At 62.3% G+C, this 16,837-nt stretch carries 15 protein-coding genes and 3 pseudogenes; 6 read left to right on the forward strand and 12 right to left on the reverse strand.

The window, feature by feature from the left end; translation table 11 throughout:
* Positions 1-44: 44 nt before the first annotated feature.
* From DYST_RS01050 to DYST_RS01060, 3 genes are all read right to left on the reverse strand, one after another.
* On the reverse strand, positions 45-347 hold the full coding sequence (locus DYST_RS01050; RefSeq protein ID WP_239949417.1) for a helix-turn-helix domain-containing protein: 303 nt from the start codon (positions 345-347) through the stop codon (positions 45-47).
* Positions 331-756: a type II toxin-antitoxin system RelE/ParE family toxin gene (locus DYST_RS01055; protein ID WP_428993946.1), complete on the reverse strand. Its 426-nt coding sequence runs from the start codon at positions 754-756 to the stop codon at positions 331-333. The genes DYST_RS01050 and DYST_RS01055 overlap by 17 nt, the downstream gene beginning before the upstream one ends.
* Before the next feature lie 148 nt (positions 757-904).
* Positions 905-2,101, reverse strand: a complete 1,197-nt coding sequence (locus tag DYST_RS01060) for a tyrosine-type recombinase/integrase (RefSeq protein ID WP_239949419.1) — start codon at positions 2,099-2,101, stop codon at positions 905-907.
* Between the two features lie 142 nt (positions 2,102-2,243).
* Between DYST_RS01060 and DYST_RS01065 the strand changes: the two are divergent.
* The 3 genes and pseudogenes from DYST_RS01065 (at position 2,244) to DYST_RS01075 (ending at position 3,427) form a co-directional block, all read left to right on the forward strand.
* A pseudogene (locus tag DYST_RS01065) lies at positions 2,244-2,333 on the forward strand.
* 28 nt (positions 2,334-2,361) lie between these two features.
* Positions 2,362-2,607: a hypothetical protein gene (locus DYST_RS01070; RefSeq protein ID WP_239949421.1), complete on the forward strand. Its 246-nt coding sequence runs from the start codon at positions 2,362-2,364 to the stop codon at positions 2,605-2,607.
* Positions 2,608-2,758: 151 nt separating this feature from the next.
* Positions 2,759-3,427: a response regulator gene (locus DYST_RS01075; protein WP_102304934.1), complete on the forward strand. Its 669-nt coding sequence runs from the start codon at positions 2,759-2,761 to the stop codon at positions 3,425-3,427.
* 63 nt (positions 3,428-3,490) lie between these two features.
* On the opposite strand, the gene rne is transcribed toward DYST_RS01075, so the two are convergent.
* Positions 3,491-6,679: a ribonuclease E gene (rne, locus tag DYST_RS01080; protein WP_239949423.1), complete on the reverse strand. Its 3,189-nt coding sequence runs from the start codon at positions 6,677-6,679 to the stop codon at positions 3,491-3,493.
* Between the two features lie 437 nt (positions 6,680-7,116).
* Here rne and DYST_RS01085 point away from each other — a divergent pair.
* Positions 7,117-8,038 (forward strand): annotated as a pseudogene (locus DYST_RS01085) (RluA family pseudouridine synthase).
* Here DYST_RS01085 and DYST_RS01090 read toward each other — a convergent pair.
* Positions 8,006-9,403 carry a CPBP family glutamic-type intramembrane protease gene (locus DYST_RS01090; protein WP_239949425.1) on the reverse strand — a complete coding sequence of 466 codons (1,398 nt, stop codon included), beginning with the start codon at positions 9,401-9,403 and terminating at the stop codon, positions 8,006-8,008. The pseudogene DYST_RS01085 and the gene DYST_RS01090 overlap by 33 nt on opposite strands.
* Before the next feature lie 134 nt (positions 9,404-9,537).
* Entirely contained in the window at positions 9,538-9,879 is a 342-nt protein-coding gene (locus DYST_RS01095) for a 4a-hydroxytetrahydrobiopterin dehydratase (protein WP_239949427.1), read from the reverse strand.
* A gap of 138 nt (positions 9,880-10,017) precedes the next feature.
* On the opposite strand from DYST_RS01095, the pseudogene DYST_RS01100 reads away from it, so the two are divergent.
* Positions 10,018-10,627: pseudogene (locus DYST_RS01100) on the forward strand (NfuA family Fe-S biogenesis protein).
* A 71-nt stretch (positions 10,628-10,698) separates the two neighbouring features.
* Here DYST_RS01100 and DYST_RS01105 read toward each other — a convergent pair.
* Positions 10,699-11,052 carry a c-type cytochrome gene (locus tag DYST_RS01105; RefSeq protein ID WP_239949429.1) on the reverse strand — a complete coding sequence of 118 codons (354 nt, stop codon included), beginning with the start codon at positions 11,050-11,052 and terminating at the stop codon, positions 10,699-10,701.
* An 18-nt stretch (positions 11,053-11,070) separates the two neighbouring features.
* Positions 11,071-11,394: a c-type cytochrome gene (locus DYST_RS01110; RefSeq protein WP_102304919.1), complete on the reverse strand. Its 324-nt coding sequence runs from the start codon at positions 11,392-11,394 to the stop codon at positions 11,071-11,073.
* 179 nt (positions 11,395-11,573) lie between these two features.
* Here DYST_RS01110 and DYST_RS01115 point away from each other — a divergent pair, with 179 nt between their 5' ends.
* Entirely contained in the window at positions 11,574-12,734 is a 1,161-nt protein-coding gene (locus DYST_RS01115) for a glycoside hydrolase family 18 protein (RefSeq protein ID WP_239949431.1), read from the forward strand.
* 89 nt (positions 12,735-12,823) lie between these two features.
* Here DYST_RS01115 and DYST_RS01120 read toward each other — a convergent pair whose 3' ends face one another.
* From DYST_RS01120 to DYST_RS01135, 4 genes are all read right to left on the reverse strand, one after another.
* Complete coding sequence (locus tag DYST_RS01120) at positions 12,824-14,056, reverse strand: TraB/GumN family protein (protein WP_102304917.1); 1,233 nt, start codon at positions 14,054-14,056, stop codon at positions 12,824-12,826.
* A gap of 79 nt (positions 14,057-14,135) precedes the next feature.
* A complete protein-coding gene (locus tag DYST_RS01125) occupies positions 14,136-15,026 on the reverse strand; it encodes a carbon-nitrogen hydrolase (RefSeq protein ID WP_239949433.1) in 891 nt (296 codons plus the stop codon).
* Positions 15,027-15,160: 134 nt separating this feature from the next.
* Positions 15,161-16,195, reverse strand: a complete 1,035-nt coding sequence (locus DYST_RS01130; RefSeq protein ID WP_239949435.1) for an agmatine deiminase family protein — start codon at positions 16,193-16,195, stop codon at positions 15,161-15,163.
* Positions 16,196-16,364: 169 nt separating this feature from the next.
* Complete coding sequence (locus tag DYST_RS01135) at positions 16,365-16,718, reverse strand: hypothetical protein (RefSeq protein WP_428993947.1); 354 nt, start codon at positions 16,716-16,718, stop codon at positions 16,365-16,367.
* Between the last annotated feature and the right edge of the window lie 119 nt (positions 16,719-16,837).

The following is a 16,837-nucleotide window of genomic DNA, read 5'->3' on the forward strand; positions in this document are numbered from 1 at the left end:
AAGGGGTAATTCGCGTCGCCAATACCTGTCTCCGTCGTCAGGCATCAGATGATGGCCTGCAAACCCTTGTCGGCGATGACGTTGAGCAGCTTGAGCGCCGGTCCGGCGGGTCGAGTGTCGCCTTGTTCCCATTTGCGCACGGTCGAAGCCGTGGTATGCAGGTGATGCGCGAACACCGGCTGACTGAACTTCAAGTCTTCGCGCAAATGCTTGATGTCCTCGGCGCTGAATTCCCGAACCGGCGGCGGGCAGATCGCGTCGAACTCGCGCATCGTCACCTTGCTGATCGCGCCCACTTCATGCAGCACGGCCAAGTCGTCGCGCAGCGATTCAATGATCTTGCTCACAATGCACCTCCAGTAACACACCGGCCTGCAACGCTTTCGACAAGGCTTCCGGAGACAGTTCCAAGAACACCTTGCCGGTGAATTGCAGCGCCTTCTTCTCGTCCTGCGCGATGTTCGCCTTGTCGCTTTTCGGGAACCCATGCAGGAACACGTAACGGCTACCAATCCGGGCCGACAGCAGCGTGCGGTAGCCGCCGCTTTTGCCGCCGCCGGGACGGGCCACCCGCTGCTTGTAAAGGTGGCCGCCCAAGTCCGCGTCGATCAGACCGCTTTCCATCTCCTTGGCCGCCTTGCACAAGGTAGTATCGGGCAGCTTCTCGCCGGCCTGCCACCGCGCAAAGTCCTTCCGCTTGAGGATGAGCATCATCTTGACCTCCAAACTATACCCGAAACGGGTATAGTTGTCCATGCGCCGATTTGGTATCGCTGTCGGAGTCGCCATGTCAGCGATCCCGACGCAGCGAGGGTGTGCCCGGAAAGCGGAAAGCGGCTGGCCGGAGATTGTCGCGTTGCTGTCACGGCAGTCGGGGCCAATGGAGCAAGCTTCTGGTAGCGGGTCATGCGGCCGCCTTTGCCTGCAGTGCGCCGACAACCGATTTGCGGCGGTTCGCCACCAGCTCGGCGGCCTTACGCACCGGGTCGTCCTCGGTGTGAACGTAGCGCATGAACATCGCCACGGTCTTGTGCGCCGTGAGGGCCATGCCGACCTTGACCGGGATGCCGGAGTTGGCAATATCGGTCGCCGAGCGGTGGCGGATGCCGTGGGTGCCGACCTTCGGCACGCCGGCACGATCAAGGAAGCGCCGCCACGCCTGGTAGTAGGAACCGGGACTCAGCGGCTTGCCGTGGTCCCGGATGGCGGGGCAGACGTAGGGCGAATCGCCATAGCGAGGCGCGTTTGACAGCAGTCGCTGAGCTTCTTCGCTCAAGGGCTTGGACATATTGCCGGTCTTGCTGTCCGGCCAGACCGCGCGGCCGTTGGGCAGGTCAAGCCAATCCCACTGCAACAGCAAGACCTCCGACATGCGTGCGGCGAACTCGAATTGCAGCCGGACGGCCAGCAGGTAGATCGGATGCTCCAGATGCTCGGTTTCGGCCCGGTCCATGTATGCGAACAAGCTGACCATCTGTTCGTCGGTGATGAGCCGGGTCGAGCCTTTCTCGGGGTACTTGGGTACATGGCGGCAGGGATTCGTGCCGTCGGGCCGGTAGCCCCACAACTCGGCCAGGTTGAACATCTTGCGAACGCAGGACAGCACGCGGTTGGCCTGAGTGGGTGACTTCTCCAGGCGCTTCATCAGCGCGGTGATGTCCTGACGGGTGACTTCGTGGGCCTTCTTGCTGCCGAATGCAGAGATGATGTAGCAGTCGATCTGGTACTGATACGACTTCTGTGTGCTCGGCTTGTTGTGCAGCTTGGAATGATCCTCCATGAACCGGGTGCAAAGCTCCTTGATCGTCGGCGCCTTGCGTGCCTCGGTTTTCTGATTTCCCGGATCGCCCCCGCGCCGAACTTCTGCCAGCCAGTCCTGAGCCAGCGACCGCGCTTGTTCGACGGTCAGCTCACCGAACTGGCCGAGCGCCGGCTTGCGGCGCACGCCTGAGTTCGTACGGTACTGCAGCATGAAGACCTTGCGGCCGGTTGGTGTAACCTTGCACAAGAAGCCTGGAACAACGGTGTCCCGGAGTTCGACGTCTTGCGATTGCGGTCGCGCCGTATCGACCACGGTTTTCGTCAGTTTGATCTTTGCCATGAGGTGCTCCTGAAAATCCACCGATTTCCAGGAGCCGGCCAAGAGCCAAGCGAAAGGGAACCGGGGCGGTTTGCATCGCGCACCGGGATATGATCCAAGGCATTGACCTAAAGGAAAACCTGCTACAGCAAGCTGTATCCAAGCCTAGAGGTGCCCGGTGCAGGATTCATGCTGTCGCTTAAAATCCCTCAGCCGAAAGGCTATGCGGGTTCGACCCCCGCTCCGGGCACCATCCGACCGAGGCAATCGAGGGATGTCTGATGAGTGGCAGCAGATTTATCGGACCTTTTGATAATCGCGTCGCCGCAGAGTTGCCACAGGGTTTTGTCGTTGGTTACTGCAAGGGCGACTGCAAGATCGAGCAAGGCACCTTCGTTGATGGCGTCCTTCGCCGCACTGGCGAACAGGAATGGTCCGATAGCCATGGGCACGTGGTGACAGTTATTGTTGAGGACTTCGATCTCAATGCGCAGGGACTACGAAATTGGTCCACGGGTGTCGAGTAGTCCTGTCAGTAGCACGGTGGTGGAACCTGTAAGGTAAGGCCCAGGGCCATCGTAGGCGGGTTTTGTTGCCATATTTTTTAGGCGCCTCAAGTGCTTGCATTGAGCCATAGGGCGGCCTATGTTCGCCGAATACACCCAAGGAGGGCGACTGGTGATCAAGGTAGTGCTGATTGACGATCACGAGCTGGTGCGCACGGGATTCAGGATGATCCTGCAGCAACAGCCGGATATTCAAATCTGCGGTGAAGCGGGTACTGCCGAAGAGGGTCTGAGGTTGATCCGCGCTAAGGCGCCGGACATCGCCCTGGTAGACGTGCATATGCCCGGTATGAGCGGTATCGAGCTTACCGAACGTGTTTCCCGTTCCAAGCTTGCGACTCACATCATCATTGTGACTGTCGTGGACGATGCACGCTTTCCAAAGCGACTGCTCGATGCAGGCGCACTTGGCTATCTGACCAAGGGCTGCACATCGGAAGAGCTTCTTGATGCGGTACGCCAAATAGCTTCCGGGCGTCGTTACCTGGCGCCCGCAGTGGCCCAGCAGCTTGCTCTGGCGACGCTGGATGGCGAAGGGTCGCCCTTCGACGCGCTTTCCAGCCGTGAGCTCGAGGTGGCCATGATGCTGGTGCGTGGTAAGGCGCTGACGACGATTGGTGAGCAGCTCAACCTGAGCCCCAAGACTGTCTCTACCTACAAGCAGCGATTGATGGAAAAACTGCAGGTGGATCACATCATCAGCCTGGCTCACCTGATGACCATTCACGGTCTATTGGATACGCACAACAATCAGGTAGGCAACAACTTACCGGGTATGTGATCGGTAAGTTGGCAAAAAAAGCCGGACGATGGTCCGGCTTTTTTTATGTGCAGTGGGTCGTCGTCAGCTGTGTGACGACGCGTCCTTCTTCACGTCCTGTGCGCTTTCTTCGTCGACCGGCGCGACCGGTGCAGACTCGGCAGTGGACTGTTGCTCCAGGCCCGCATGAGCCAACAGGTCTCCTTGTGCCGGCTGCGCAACCGCTGCTGGGATGCTTTCTACAGGCGGTTCGACATGCACGGACACACTTTGCTGTGCCTCCGCTGTCTCGGTCGACTGTGAAACGATCAGCGTCTCGGCAACGGGTTCGATCTTGGGCGACACATCGAGGTGCACCAGGGACTCGACGGCGGTGCTCGCCTCTGTGACGTGAGTGACTTCTTCCATTGCGACGGCAGCGACAGCTTCCGGAGCATGGATGGTGCTGGCAGAGACATCGGTCGTCGTATGTGCTGTGACGTCAGCAACCGGTTCGACGGCTACAGCATGGTGGTCTTTGTGCGAAAGGACCTCGCCAAAGGGCTCGGCCGCGATCGGAGCGTCGAGCTGCACGTGTTCCGACGCAGCGTCTGTGACGGCGGTAGGTGACGGAATTGGCGGAAGTGCAGGCAGATTGAAGGATGCTGGCGCGACCGCACTCAGTACGTGCTCGGGTGCCTGCGTGGGTGCGCTCGGCACTGCAGCGGCAACCACCTTTTCAGAGGTCGCGGACGGGGCGTCGGCGGGCGCTGCCACTCCGTTCTGTTCTGGCGTTGCCGTGTGTGCAATCGCTGTTGCGGCAACCGTGGCTACGACAGCCGCGGCTACCGAAGCGGCGTGCGACGACGGCGCAGTCGCTTCGCTGCGGTCCTCATCGTCCAGATCGTCGAGATGCTGGTCAGCGGACTCCTCGGTCTGTGCGTCGGCCTGTGAGCCGTCCTCATGACGACGACGACGACGGCCACCACGACGACCGCGGCGGCGACGCGACTGGCTGCCCTCAGCTTCCGGTGTGCCAGCTGCGGGGTCCATGATGCCGCTGGTTGCGACTTCGGTGGTGGCCTCGGCGGTGGCCGCGATCTCCTTGATCACCTCCGGTGCCGGCACATGCTCTGGTCGCTCGGCCGGGGTAGTGCTTGCCACGGACGCAGCGGCCACGGCGATTACTGTGTCCGGAGCGGGAGTGCTGGACTGGGCTTGCTGCGGCTGGCGCGGCTGGCGCTGTTGCTGCTCCTGGCGCTGCTGCTTGCGCTCATTTTGTGCCTGTTGCTGACCCTCGCCCTTGGGCTGCTGCTGGCGCTGTTCCTGCTTGGGCGGCTGTTGGGCCTGCTGCGGCTGGCGCTGTTGCTGCTGGCGATTGCCCTTTGCTTGCTGCTGGCCCTTCGGCTGGCCTTGCTGCGGCTGTTCGCGGCGCTGCTGTTGCTGCTGGCGATTACCTTGCTGCTGACCACTCTGGCCCGAACGGGCACGCTCGTCGCGGCGCTGATTGCCGCGGTTTGCTTGAGCAGGCTCGGACTTCGCTGTTGGAGCGGGCGAGGCAGGGGCAGCCGGGCTGCGGAACCAGCCAAGCAAACGGGAGAGCACGCCGCCGCGCGGGGCTGGGGCTGCAGCAGACTGACGCGCGGCCACCGGCTGCGGCGCTGGAGCGGCTGCGGTTTCTTCGCGAACGGGAGCTGGAGTGGCGGGTACGATTCCGCTGACAACCGGCTGCTCGCTGCTGCCCAGAGTCTGACCCATCTTCGGAACCGCGGATGCTTCGACGGCAGTGAGGCGTTCGTAGCTGGGCTTGCTGTGCTCGCCCATGTCGGCTTCACGGATGCGCTGGATCTCGATGTGCGGGGTTTCGAGCTTATCGTCCGCGACGATGACCACGTGCACCTTGTTGCGCAGCTCGATCTCGACCACGCTGGCGCGCTTCTCGTTGAGCATGAAGTTGGCCACGCTCGGCGGGGCCTGCACCAGCACCTGGCCGGTGTTGTCCTTCATGGCGTGCTCTTCGATCAGGCGCAGGGTCGAGAGAGCCAGTGACTCCACACCGCGGACATGGCCATGGCCTTCGCAACGCGGGCAGACGATCTGAGTAGCTTCGCCCAGGCTGGGGCGCAGGCGCTGGCGTGACATCTCCAGCAGGCCGAAACGGCTGATGCGGCCGATCTGCACGCGGGCACGGTCCAGCTTCAGCGCTTCCTTGAGGCGTTCTTCCACTTCGCGCTGGTGCTTGGGGCTGTCCATGTCGATGAAGTCGATCACGATCAGGCCGCCGGCATCGCGGATGCGCAGCTGGCGGGCGATTTCCGCCGCCGCTTCCAGGTTGGTGTTGAACGCGGTTTCTTCGATGTCGCTGCCCTTGGTGGCCTTCGACGAGTTGATGTCGATGGCGGTGAGGGCTTCGGTCTGGTCGACGACGATCGAGCCGCCGGAGGGCAGGCGGACCTGGCGATCGAACACGCTCTCGATCTGGGTTTCGATCTGGTAGCGCGAGAACAGCGGGGTGTCGTCGCGGTACATCTTGAGCTTGCGCAGAGCGTTGGGCATCACCTGCTGCATGAATTCGCGTGCGTCGTTGTACAGCGACTCCTCATCGATGAGGATCTCGCCGATGTCGCTGCGCAGGTAGTCACGCAAGGCGCGGATGAACAGCTTCGATTCCTGATAGATCAGGAACGGGGCCTTCTGCGCCTGTGCGGCGCCAGAGATGGCCTTCCAGAGCTGCAGGAGGTAGTCCAGATCCCACTGGAGTTCTTCGGCGTCGCGGCCAAGGCCGGCGGTGCGCACGATAAGACCCACCTCGTCAGGGACGTTGAGATGCTCCAGCGCTTCTTTCAGTGCCTGGCGGTCTTCGCCCTCGATGCGGCGCGAAACGCCACCCGCTTTCGGGTTGTTCGGCATCAGCACCATGTAGCGGCCGGCGAGGCTGATGAAGGTGGTTAGCGCGGCGCCTTTGTTGCCACGCTCTTCCTTCTCGACCTGAACGACTACTTCGTGACCTTCCTTGATGAGGTCGCGGATGTTGGCCTTGTTCGGGTCCAGGCCCGGCGTGAAGTACTCGCGGGCGATTTCCTTCAGCGGGAGGAAGCCGTGGCGTTCGGCGCCGTAGTCGACGAAGCAGGCTTCAAGGGAGGGCTCCACGCGAGTGATGCGGCCCTTGTAAATATTGGCCTTTTTCTGTTCGCGGGAGGGGATTTCGATGTCTAGATCGTAAAGGTTCTGGCCATCGACGATGGCCACGCGCAACTCTTCACGCTGAGTTGCGTTGATCAACATACGTTTCATTGTAATTTTTCCTCAGCTTGCCGCGCGTCGCGTGCCCCGGTGGCGCCAGTCGCTTCGGCGGCCTGCCGGGGATCGCGCCGCTGCGGTTAAGCGGCAAATGACGGCATCGTTCTCGGTGCCGGGATGATTCTTGGCAATGCGCCGATCGCTCTCCGGAGCCCTTCGGGAACCGGACAAACGACAACCCAAACCGTTACGATGTAAGGGAGCAGCAACCGGCTGCCATAAAGGCGACCGGCGCTATCCTCGCCGACGTCACGGGATGGGCATCCCGACTCCATCCGAACTTCGGTAGGGCGGGATCAAACGCCGGCCGAGTATCCTATTTCGTCAGGTTTTTTTCAATGCAGACGGTAACTTCCCCCGACGTACCTCACGGTGTGCGTCAAGTCGAGATTGGCCCGGAACGGGACGGTCAGCGTATCGACAACGCGCTGATGACCCTGCTCAAAGGGGTACCGAAGAGCATGATTTACCGCATCCTGCGTACCGGGCAGGTGCGTGTGAACGGCAAGCGTGCGAAGCCGGAAACCCGTCTCGTGGCGGGTGACATGCTGCGAATTCCCCCCCGTACGGACAGCCGAGAAGGTGGTCGGGAAGGGCCCGTCGGCCAGTATGGTCTCAGCCATTACTGAGTCGATCATTTTCGAAGACAAGCATTTCCTGGCCATCGACAAGCCGACCGGTATTGCCAGCCATGGCGGTAGCGGGGTGAGTCACGGAGCCATCGAGCTGCTTCGGGCAGCCCGCCCGAATGAACACCTGGAGTTGGTCCATCGTCTGGACCGCGATACCAGTGGTGTGTTGGTGTTCGCCAAGACTCGCGCCGGGTTGACCGGTCTGCAGGCGGCCATCCGTGACGGCTCAGTCACCAAGCAATACCTCTGCCTGATGGACGGACACCCGGGCAAGGCCAAGTTCAGCGTCAACGCGCCGCTGCTCAAGTCGGTGCTCCAGGGCGGTGAGCGCATGGTCCGTGTGTCTGACAACGGCAAGCCGTCGCTCACTTTCTTCCAGGAAATGGAGCAATACCCCGGCGCACGCCTGATGCAGGCCACATTGGGAACCGGCCGCACGCATCAGATTCGTGTCCACGCTGCCCATATAGGTCACCCGCTGGCCGGCGACCCCAAGTACGGCAATAAGGAAATGAACAAGGCGTTCAAGGAGTTGGGACTGAATCGCCTGTTCCTGCACGCGTCGCACATGAGTTTCGAGCTGGATGGACGTTCTTACAGCTTTTCTGCGCCGCTGCCTGACGATTTGAAGGAGTTCCTCGACAATTTCGCCGCAAAAAGCAGAAAGGTCAGGCGCTTGTGGGAGCAGCTACAGGAAAAAGCGCGCGCTGACCTCGAGTGAGCGCAACAAGTGGCCGGTCAGGCCGCTTTCCACCAGCAGCGCGCTGGCGGCATGGGCGAGGGCAATGGGGATCAACCGCGGTGAGCGCATGAAGCTCCATGCCCACCACAGTTCGGCCAAGGCGCACAGCTGCATGAGTGAACCGTTGGGAGTGTGAAGCAGGCCGAACAGGCTGGCGGTGACGAGGATGACGGTGGTCCGGGGAAGTCCGGTGCGTTCCAGTCGTCCCATCACGAGAGCAAGCACGGCCCACTGCTGCACCAGCGCCCATCCGATGTAGGCCAGAATGTGCCGGCCGTCCAAGTGGATCAGGTGATGACCGTCGGCCCATGTCAGCGCGGCTGCGACGGGTAACGGAACAAGCGGGTAGAGCCAGTCGGACCAGCGTCGCCCCCACCAACTCCATTCGACCGGTCGACGACGCCATTCGCTCTGACCGCCATAGATGAGCGCACCGAGAAAGGCAGCGATGCTCGGAAGGGATGGTTCTGGTCCCCAGTGCAGCCCAGCGATTAGCCAAAACGGGCCTGTGGCAATAGCCGCGATTTCCGTCCATGGGCGGATCACGCCCGGGCGTTGCCGCATCGCCAGCCAGATCAGCCACCCCAGATAGAGACAGCACACGCCTGCATCGAGCCAGGTGGGCATGTGGGAGGACGCTTCCGCGGACAAGGGCTGGCCGAAGGGGAGGATGATCGCCGCGGGCCAGTACTGCCGGATGCGATCTCGCAGCAACAGCATGGCTTCAGCCGACGCATTTTCTGGCAGGCGCACTATCGGGGTTCGGTAGCGGGCGAGGGCGTCTGGTTGGGGCATCCACGCGTCGGCGGCTTCCGCTCCTGACAGGTGGATGTCGGCGATCTGTCGATCGATGACAGCAGGAAGCGAAGTTGATTCGGTTGAGGCCAAGGCGGCCGAGTGAACGGTCAGCATGGCACCGGCAGGCAGCGTCACCCTCAGCCGCAACATATAGGCGACCACGCCAGGGGGCCGGCAAGTGCGCCCGTCAGTGGACCGCCACGCCAGGTCGCGCAGGTCGATGGCGAGTTGCGTCTTGTCCCTCGACACCGTTGCTGCGTGATGGGCTGAGCACGGCTCTGCCGATTCCAGCGGCTGGTAGATCAGATCTACCACCCCGCCGTGATCGCTTTGCATGGCGAGGCGCAGCAAGGGCCAATGGGCCAAATCGACCGGACCCGCCAGCGGCAGGCCCATTTCGAACGGCGTACCGTCGCGGCTGACGATCGTCAGCTCGTCGGTTGTTGCAGTGAGGTCCGCCGATCCGAACACACGGCCGGCCACCAGGTCGGAAGGCTGGTGCAGCGTCCATTGCCAGAGTGGCGCGCCGCTGCGGAGCAGGGACACCTTGCTGCTCGCCTCATGGAGCAACTGGCCACGCGTGATCCAGCCGGACAGTGCCGCCAGGCACCAGAGCATGACAGCGACCGCCGCGAGGAAACCTGCGGCGGGCAGCAGGCGGGGCGTAGTGCGCGGCGCGCTCAACGTTCGAGCAAGGCGTCCACGCGTGCGGCGCAGATGATGTCGTTCATCGACAGGCCGCCGACGTCGTGCGTCGACCACAGGATCTGGCAATGGCCATAGCCGGCTTCCAGGTCGGGGTGGTGGTCCTCTTGATTGGCCATGAAGCCAACCGCATTGATGAAGCCGAGCGTGCGGTGGAAGTCGGGAAACTTGAAGTCCTTGACGATGGCTTTGCCGTCGTCGGTGACCTTCCAGCCCGGCAACACGCCGAGCAGCTCCTTGAGCTTGGCGGCGTCGAGCGCGTGTTCCTTGCCCTTGCGCGGCGTGCAGTGCTGGCTGGCGAGTTGGCTGAGGTTCATGGCGAAACGTCCGTAGCAAGTGAAAGGTGCGAAGCGTCGAAGCTTGGCGAGGAAAAGTCAAAGCCAGGCAGTCGAGGCAAAATAGGACTAAAATGGTGCTGTATTGCCGGCCATGCCGGAGTTTCAGCGAGAGTAGACATGATCGATATTTCAGAACGCGCGCAGAAGCACTTCCTACGTCTGCTCTCCCAGCAGGGCGTTGAGGGGCTGAGCATCCGGCTGCGCGTGACCTTCCCCGGCACGGCTGCCGCAAATTGCGAGCTGGAGTTTGCCGAGCCGGACGAGCTGAGCGGGCAGGAGTGGACCGTTGTTTGCGACGGTTTTGACTTCAATGTCGATGGCGACAGCGCGCCGTGGCTGGAAGGGGCCAGCATTGATTTCGAGCCGAATGCCACCGGCGGCCAGCTCAATATCCGCGCGCCGCGCATCAAAGGTGAGATTCCTGGCGAGGGGGGCTGGCCTGATCGAGCGTGTGCGTTACGTGCTGGAGGCCGAGGTGAATCCGAAGATCGCCTCGCACGGCGGTCGCGTGAGCCTGCTCGAAGTGGATGCCGATGGCGTGGTCATCCTGCAGTTCGGTGGCGGTTGTCACGGCTGCGGCATGGTCGACGTCACGCTCAAGCATGGCGTGGAAAAGACCCTGCGTGAGCGGGTGCCGGAAATCACGGCAGTGCGCGATGCCACTGACCACAGCGGCGGCAGCAACCCGTATTACAGCAAGAAGGAAGGGCAGTCCGCGCTGGGTTGATCCCTCATCGTTTGGACGTCCAAAAGAAAAGGCCCGCATGTCGCGGGCCTTTTTGTTTCTTTCGGTGACGCCTACTTGTCGCCCTGGATGTGACCTTGCAAGGTGTTGAGCTTGGTCGGCAGGCTGGAGAAGTACGCAGCGACGTCCTGGATATCCTGGTCAGACAGCTGTGCGACGAAACCCTTCATGATGGCGTTGTCGCGTTGACCGCTCTTGTACTCATTGAGCGCTTGCTGGATGTACATATTGTACTGGCCAGCCAGACGCGGGTACTGCGGATCGATCCCGTTGCCATCGGTGCCGTGGCAGGCGAAACAGGTGGCGGCCTTCTGTTTGCCGTTCTCGATGCTGCCCGATGCCAGTAGCTGGGTGGAAGCGAACGCCAGGACGGCGCCGAATGAAAGCAGGGTCAGTGCACGTTTCATGCGGGTCGGGTCCTTGGCTTACTTGGCGAGGCTGGAGAGATAGGCGGCGATGTCTTGAATGTCCTGGTCGGACAGACTCTGCGCCTGGGCCATCATCGTTGGATGCTTGCGCTCACCTGCCTTGTACTCGTGCAGCGCGCTGACGATGTACTGCTCGTTCTGGCCGACGATGCGCGGCACGGGGTAATTCGGATAAGCGTTGGCGTAACCCGGTACTCCATGGCAGCCATTGCACGTGTAGATCAATTTGCGTCCGGCAGCTTTGTCCCCCTCGGCATGCACGCTGGCAGTGGCGAAGAGAGCTGCGGCCACGGTCAGGCCAAGCATTTGCACTCGAGTCATCAGGATCGTCCCCACGATTCCGGCTGGTACATGGTGAATGTCACGGCAGTATAGTCGGAGCATTCACGAACGGACAACATGCCGCAACTCACTGATTTCCATCAGTGCAAAGTGTTTGCGAGGTTGAGCGGGCGTGTACGGGGAGCGCTAACGCGCGATAACGAACGCAGGGGAAGGGCATGGAAAAAACGCTTGGGAAAGCCGGAAATCGACGTCTTCTGAAGGCAGCGCTGTGCGCGGTACTCATCTTTGGCGGTGCGTGGCACGCCGGTTCCGCAGAGGCGTCGCCCCCTGCGGCAGATTACCGCATCGTCGGCTATGTGACGGACGCCAGCCCGTTGCCTCACGTGAGCGCTGACAAGCTTGACGTGATCAATTACGCGTTTGCCAAGCTCGATCCCACGGGCGCGGTGCTGTTTCCCAGCCCGGTAGCCAGTCAGACGCTTGTGACCCTCACTGGGCTGCGCAAGCTCAATGCGGGCCTGAAGATCATCGTGTCCATTGGTGGCTGGGGTGCAGACCATTTCTCCGATGTCGCGCTCACGAAGGGCACGCGCCAACGCATGGCTGATAGCGTAGCGGCGTTTGTCGAAAAGTATGACGTGGATGGCGTAGATCTCGACTGGGAATATCCGACCTTGCCGGGTCCCGGCATCAGCCACCGTCCCGAGGACAAGCGTAACTTCAGCCTTTTGCTCGAGACATTGCGTACGCGACTCGACAAGGTGGGCGCCACCCATGGTGGTCGCCATTATTTGTTGACCATCGCCGCTGCGGATAGCGAGTTTGTCGCGGGTATCGAGCTGGAGCGCGTCTCGCATTCGCTCGACTGGTTCAACCTGATGACTTATGACTTCCACAATGGTTTGACGCCAACCACGGGGCATCACGCCGGGCTGCATCTGTCTGATGTCGCACCCGCCGATGACCGCGCTGGCGACAAGGCAGTAGCGCAGTTCCTTGCGGCGGGCGTGTCGGCGAAGAAGCTCAATCTGGGCGTAGCGTTCTACGGGCGCGAGTTCACTGGAGTGGATTCTGCGCATGATGGCTTGCAGCAGAAGTACGCCAAGTTCGTGGATGCACCGGCCTGGCACGACCTAGTGAGCAATTTCATCGACAAGAACGGCTTCGTGCGGCACTGGGATGCGAAAGCCCAGGCTCCCTACCTGTGGAATGGGCAGACGCGCACGTTCATCAGCTACGAAGATCCCGAGTCGCTGCGCGCCAAGGCGGCCTTCATCAAGGCAAAGGGCCTGGGGGGCGCGATGTACTGGGAGCAGAGTTTGGACCGCAACGAAGAGTTGCTGGACGTGCTGGATCAGTCGTTGCGGTCGCGCTGATTTGTGCCGTCATTCCTGCGAAGGCAGGAATGACGGCCTGAAAGTTCGGTACGGTGCGGTTGATGGTAGGAGCCAGAAGCGAACACGCCTCAGAACAAACTCTTGAAGATATGAATTCCGGCGGTGTACTCGCCGATGATCGTGCCCAAGCACACGAGAAAGAAGTTGAGCAGCGTGCGGGCGACGCGATTGCGCCACCAACCGCGCCAGTCGCCGATGTCGTCGCGTAGTGCTTCGAAGTCGGCGACTCGCGGGCGACGTACCCAGGCTTCCACCATGGCACTGATGCCGCCCGACGGAATGCCTGGGCGGAACGGCTTGATGGGGCCGGCAATGAATGCAGCGATGATGCTCAATGGATGCGCGCCGGCGATGATGGCGCCGATGGCTGAGAAACCGCCCGTGTAGAGAACCCAGTCGCGCAGCGCCGCGGTACCCAGCGCCGCGTTGCGATGGAAGGCGAAGCCGATGGCGACGAACACTGCCAGTACCAAGCCAATCGCGACCCACTTGGGCCAGCGTGCTTTCGGCGGTGCGGCGGCCAACGTGGCGGCTTCCGCCGTAGGATCACCTTGCTGCGTGCGCAACTGCTCACACAGGCCTTTGAGGTGTCCTGCGCCGATCACTACCAGCACACGGCGACCTTCACCGAAGCCCGCCTGGCTGGCCTGCTCGCGTAAGCGAGCCGCCATGTAGGCGTCACGTTCGGCAATCAGCGCGCGATAGAGCGGGGCTGAGTTGGTGGCGAACTCGCTGAAAGCGCTTTCCAGCATGTCGCCTTGCTTGAGCTTCTCGATCTCGGACTCTTCGATGTCCTGGCGTTCGAACACGCTGGCGATCAAGCCGCCCATGAGGCCGAAGCGCTGCCAGAACCCCACGCTGTGCCACGCGCGGCGCAATGTGGTGCCCACCTCGCGATCCACCAGCCAAAGGGGAAGCCCGCGCTGGTCGGCGCCGTCCATGCCGGCTTTCATCTCTGCTCCGGGCTCGATGCCGTACTGCTCGGCAAGCCGCTTCTGGAACGAAGACAGCACCAGACTGGCGGCTACCATGCCTGCCTTGCCCTGGCGGATCACCTGGAACAGATCCATCTGCTTGAACGCTTCCGGATCGCGCATGCCCTGCGCGCGGCTGTCGCACAGTTCCACCGCGATCGCGTCGAAGCTCTCATGCGCGAGCAGTGCTTCCACCGCTTCGACACTGGTGCGTGATACGTGGGCGGTGCCAAGCACCACGTACTCCACGCCGTCTCGCGTTACACGCTCAATAGGCTGGTCGTGCAACACCGGCGGCAGGGAATCGGCGATATCGGTCTGGCTCATGCGTGGTGTCGGTGTGGTTTAGGCTAAAGACGGCATGGGGATGGTGCTGGCGCGATCCAAGCCGCGCCGGTGCGGTTGTTCAGTCGCGGAAGCGCTTGAGCAGATCGCTGTAGGCGTCGATGCGACGATCGCGTAGGAACGGCCAGATGCGGCGCACATGCTCGCTGCGCGCCATGTCCACGTCCACGATCAGCAGTTCGCGCTGGTCCGTGCTGGCCTGAGCCAGGAATTCGCCCTGCGGCCCGGCCACGAAGCTGGTGCCCCAGAACTGGATGCCGTTGGTGACGCCGGCTTTGTCGGCTTCGAAGCCCGTGCGGTTGCATGACAGCAGCGGCAGGCCGTTGGCCACGGCGTGGCCGCGCTGCACGGTGACCCATGCCTCGCGCTGGCGATCCTTTTCACCCTGATCGTCCTGCGGATCCCAGCCGATGGCGGTGGGATAGAGCAGCAGGTCCGCGCCGGCCAGCGCCATCAGGCGGGCGGCTTCCGGATACCACTGGTCCCAGCACACCAGCACGCCGAGGCGACCCACCGAGGTGTCGATAGGGTCGAAACCCAGGTCGCCCGGTGTGAAGTAGAACTTCTCATAGAACGCCGGATCGTCCGGGATGTGCATCTTCCGGTACTTGCCGGCGATAGCGGCCGAGCGGTCGAACACCACGGCGGTGTTGTGATACAGCCCGGTGGCGCGTTTCTCGAACAGCGATGCGACCACAACCAGCTTCAGCTCCTCGGCCAGCTTGCCGATGTGCGCCGTACTGTGCCCCGGGATGGTCTCGGCCAGATCGAACTCGTCGACCGACTCGCGCTGACAGAAGTATGGGCCGTTGTGTAGTTCTTGCAGCAGCACCAGCTCCACGCCCTTGGATGCGGCTTCCCGCAGGCCAGCCTCAATGGCGTCGAGATTGGCATCGCGGCTACCGCGGTCGGTTTCCTGTAACAGGGCGACTTTGAGGGGCTTGCGGGTCATCGGCGGGTCTCGATAGGGCTGCCGGGGGGAGCAGGCTGCACAGTTTAACGGATACGACGAAGCCGGCCCCATGCGGGACCGGCTGGCGGTTCATGGTTGGAGCGGGCTGGACCGGTTTTCACCGGCCCAGCGCCTCAGACGATGCCGGCGGGTAACTGCATGGTGATGCAGTGCAGACTACCGTTCTGCCAGATCAGCGGACGGCACGGCACCTGTACCACTTCGCGACCCGGATGGGCCTCGCCGATGATGCGGGCGGCCTCGTCGTCGGCTACGTCGCCGTAGGCGGGCACCAGCACGGCGTCGTTGACGATCAGGTAGTTCGCATAGGAGGCAGCCAGGCGGCGCCCCTCGTCGATGATTGGCTTGGCCCAGGGCAACGGGTAGAGCGTGTAGGGCTTGCCATCCGGCGTGCGCAGCGCAGCGAGTTCCTCGCCCATGTGCTTGAGCTCGTCATGGTGCAGATCGCTGACGTCGTCGCAGGCCTGATACACGATGTGGTCACCCGGGGCGAAGCGCGCCAGCGTGTCGATGTGGGCGTCGGTGTCGTCGCCTTCGAGGTAGCCGTAGTCGAGCCACAGCACGCGCTTGGCATGCAGGCTGTCGCTCAAGATCTCGGTCATGTGCTCGCGCGACTGCTCGGGATGGCGCTGGCTCAGGCAACGCCAGGTGGTCAGCACGGTACCCGCGCCGTCGCTCTCAATGCCGCCGCCTTCAAGAGCCCAGTCGATGCGCTTGTGCGATGCATTGCCGAACACGCCTTCCTGCACGAGTCCGGCGATCAGCGCGTCGTCCTGGTCGGCGCCGAACTTGCCACCCCAGCCAGTGAAGCGGAAGTCGGTGAGCTGGAAGCTGCCATCCTCGGCCTTCAGCGTGACCGGGCCGGAGTCGCGCAGCCAGGTATCGTCGTACGGTTGCTCGACAAAGCGGACCTTGGAGAGATCGACGCCTTCACCCGTAAGCAACGCTTGCACACGTAGGCGCAGCGTGTTGTCACCCACCACGATGATCAGCGACTGGAAGCGCGTAACGGCGGCGGCGAGTGCCACATAGGTGGTCTCTACGTCGGCCAGACGGTCGGCCCAGTCGGTGTTCGCATGCGGCCAGGCGATCAGCACGGCCGATTGCGGCTCCCATTCCGCCGGAAGGCGAAGGCTATGGTCAGTCATCGTGAACGGTTCTCTTGCGGGGCGGCAGCCCGAGGGCCTCTGCGTAGGTCAGGGCGTTTCGGGCAGGGACGATGGAGGGCGCAGAGTGTAAACGATGCTGCGTGACAGCACGGAAAAGACAACGCGGCCCGTGTTTCCACGAGCCGCGCTCAAACGATTGATCTGCCGGTCAGTTGGCGGAAGCGGGATTAGTGTTGTTGCCGGCCGGTGTGTTGAGCACGGCATGGATCACGTGACTCTTCTCGAAATACACGATGAAATTCGAGTAGTCCCAACGATTGATCACCGGGTGCTTGGCACTGTCTCCGCCACGTGGCGTGAGCTTGTGCTGCGGGGCGCCGTACTTCTTTTCGACCTCCGCCATGCTCATGCCGCGAGAGGGCAGGTCCATCGACTGTTCCTGCTGCACGCGGTTGACGAGCAGACTCTCCGCATGTGCGGCAGATGGCACGCCGAAACCGGCGGTGGCCAGCAGGACAATGGACAGGCTAATGCTGGACTTGCTGAATCCGAACTTGTTCACGGTTCCCCTCTCCGCACAAGGCGTTGCGGCGTCGTTGTAGCAGAACTGTCCGGGCTTATCCACGCGAATCTGTGGCGATTGCGACGCCGTGGGCATTCATGGTGGGGATTGGGGTGTCC

Origin of the sequence: Dyella terrae (assembly GCF_022394535.1) — a bacterium.
GTDB lineage: Bacteria > Pseudomonadota > Gammaproteobacteria > Xanthomonadales > Rhodanobacteraceae > Dyella.

What these genes read in the sequence shown, in the direction of transcription:
- DYST_RS01055 (WP_428993946.1), bottom strand. Translation starts at nt 756, where the DNA reads ATGGACAACTATACCCGTTTCGGGTATAGTTTGGAGGTCAAGATGATG.
- DYST_RS01060 (WP_239949419.1), bottom strand. Translation starts at nt 2,101, where the DNA reads ATGGCAAAGATCAAACTGACGAAAACCGTGGTCGATACGGCGCGACCG.
- DYST_RS01070 (WP_239949421.1), top strand. Translation starts at nt 2,362, where the DNA reads ATGAGTGGCAGCAGATTTATCGGACCTTTTGATAATCGCGTCGCCGCA.
- rne (WP_239949423.1), bottom strand. Translation starts at nt 6,679, where the DNA reads ATGAAACGTATGTTGATCAACGCAACTCAGCGTGAAGAGTTGCGCGTG.
- DYST_RS01095 (WP_239949427.1), bottom strand. Translation starts at nt 9,879, where the DNA reads ATGAACCTCAGCCAACTCGCCAGCCAGCACTGCACGCCGCGCAAGGGC.
- DYST_RS01105 (WP_239949429.1), bottom strand. Translation starts at nt 11,052, where the DNA reads ATGAAACGTGCACTGACCCTGCTTTCATTCGGCGCCGTCCTGGCGTTC.
- DYST_RS01110 (WP_102304919.1), bottom strand. Translation starts at nt 11,394, where the DNA reads ATGACTCGAGTGCAAATGCTTGGCCTGACCGTGGCCGCAGCTCTCTTC.
- DYST_RS01115 (WP_239949431.1), top strand. Translation starts at nt 11,574, where the DNA reads ATGGAAAAAACGCTTGGGAAAGCCGGAAATCGACGTCTTCTGAAGGCA.
- DYST_RS01120 (WP_102304917.1), bottom strand. Translation starts at nt 14,056, where the DNA reads ATGAGCCAGACCGATATCGCCGATTCCCTGCCGCCGGTGTTGCACGAC.
- DYST_RS01125 (WP_239949433.1), bottom strand. Translation starts at nt 15,026, where the DNA reads ATGACCCGCAAGCCCCTCAAAGTCGCCCTGTTACAGGAAACCGACCGC.
- DYST_RS01130 (WP_239949435.1), bottom strand. Translation starts at nt 16,195, where the DNA reads ATGACTGACCATAGCCTTCGCCTTCCGGCGGAATGGGAGCCGCAATCG.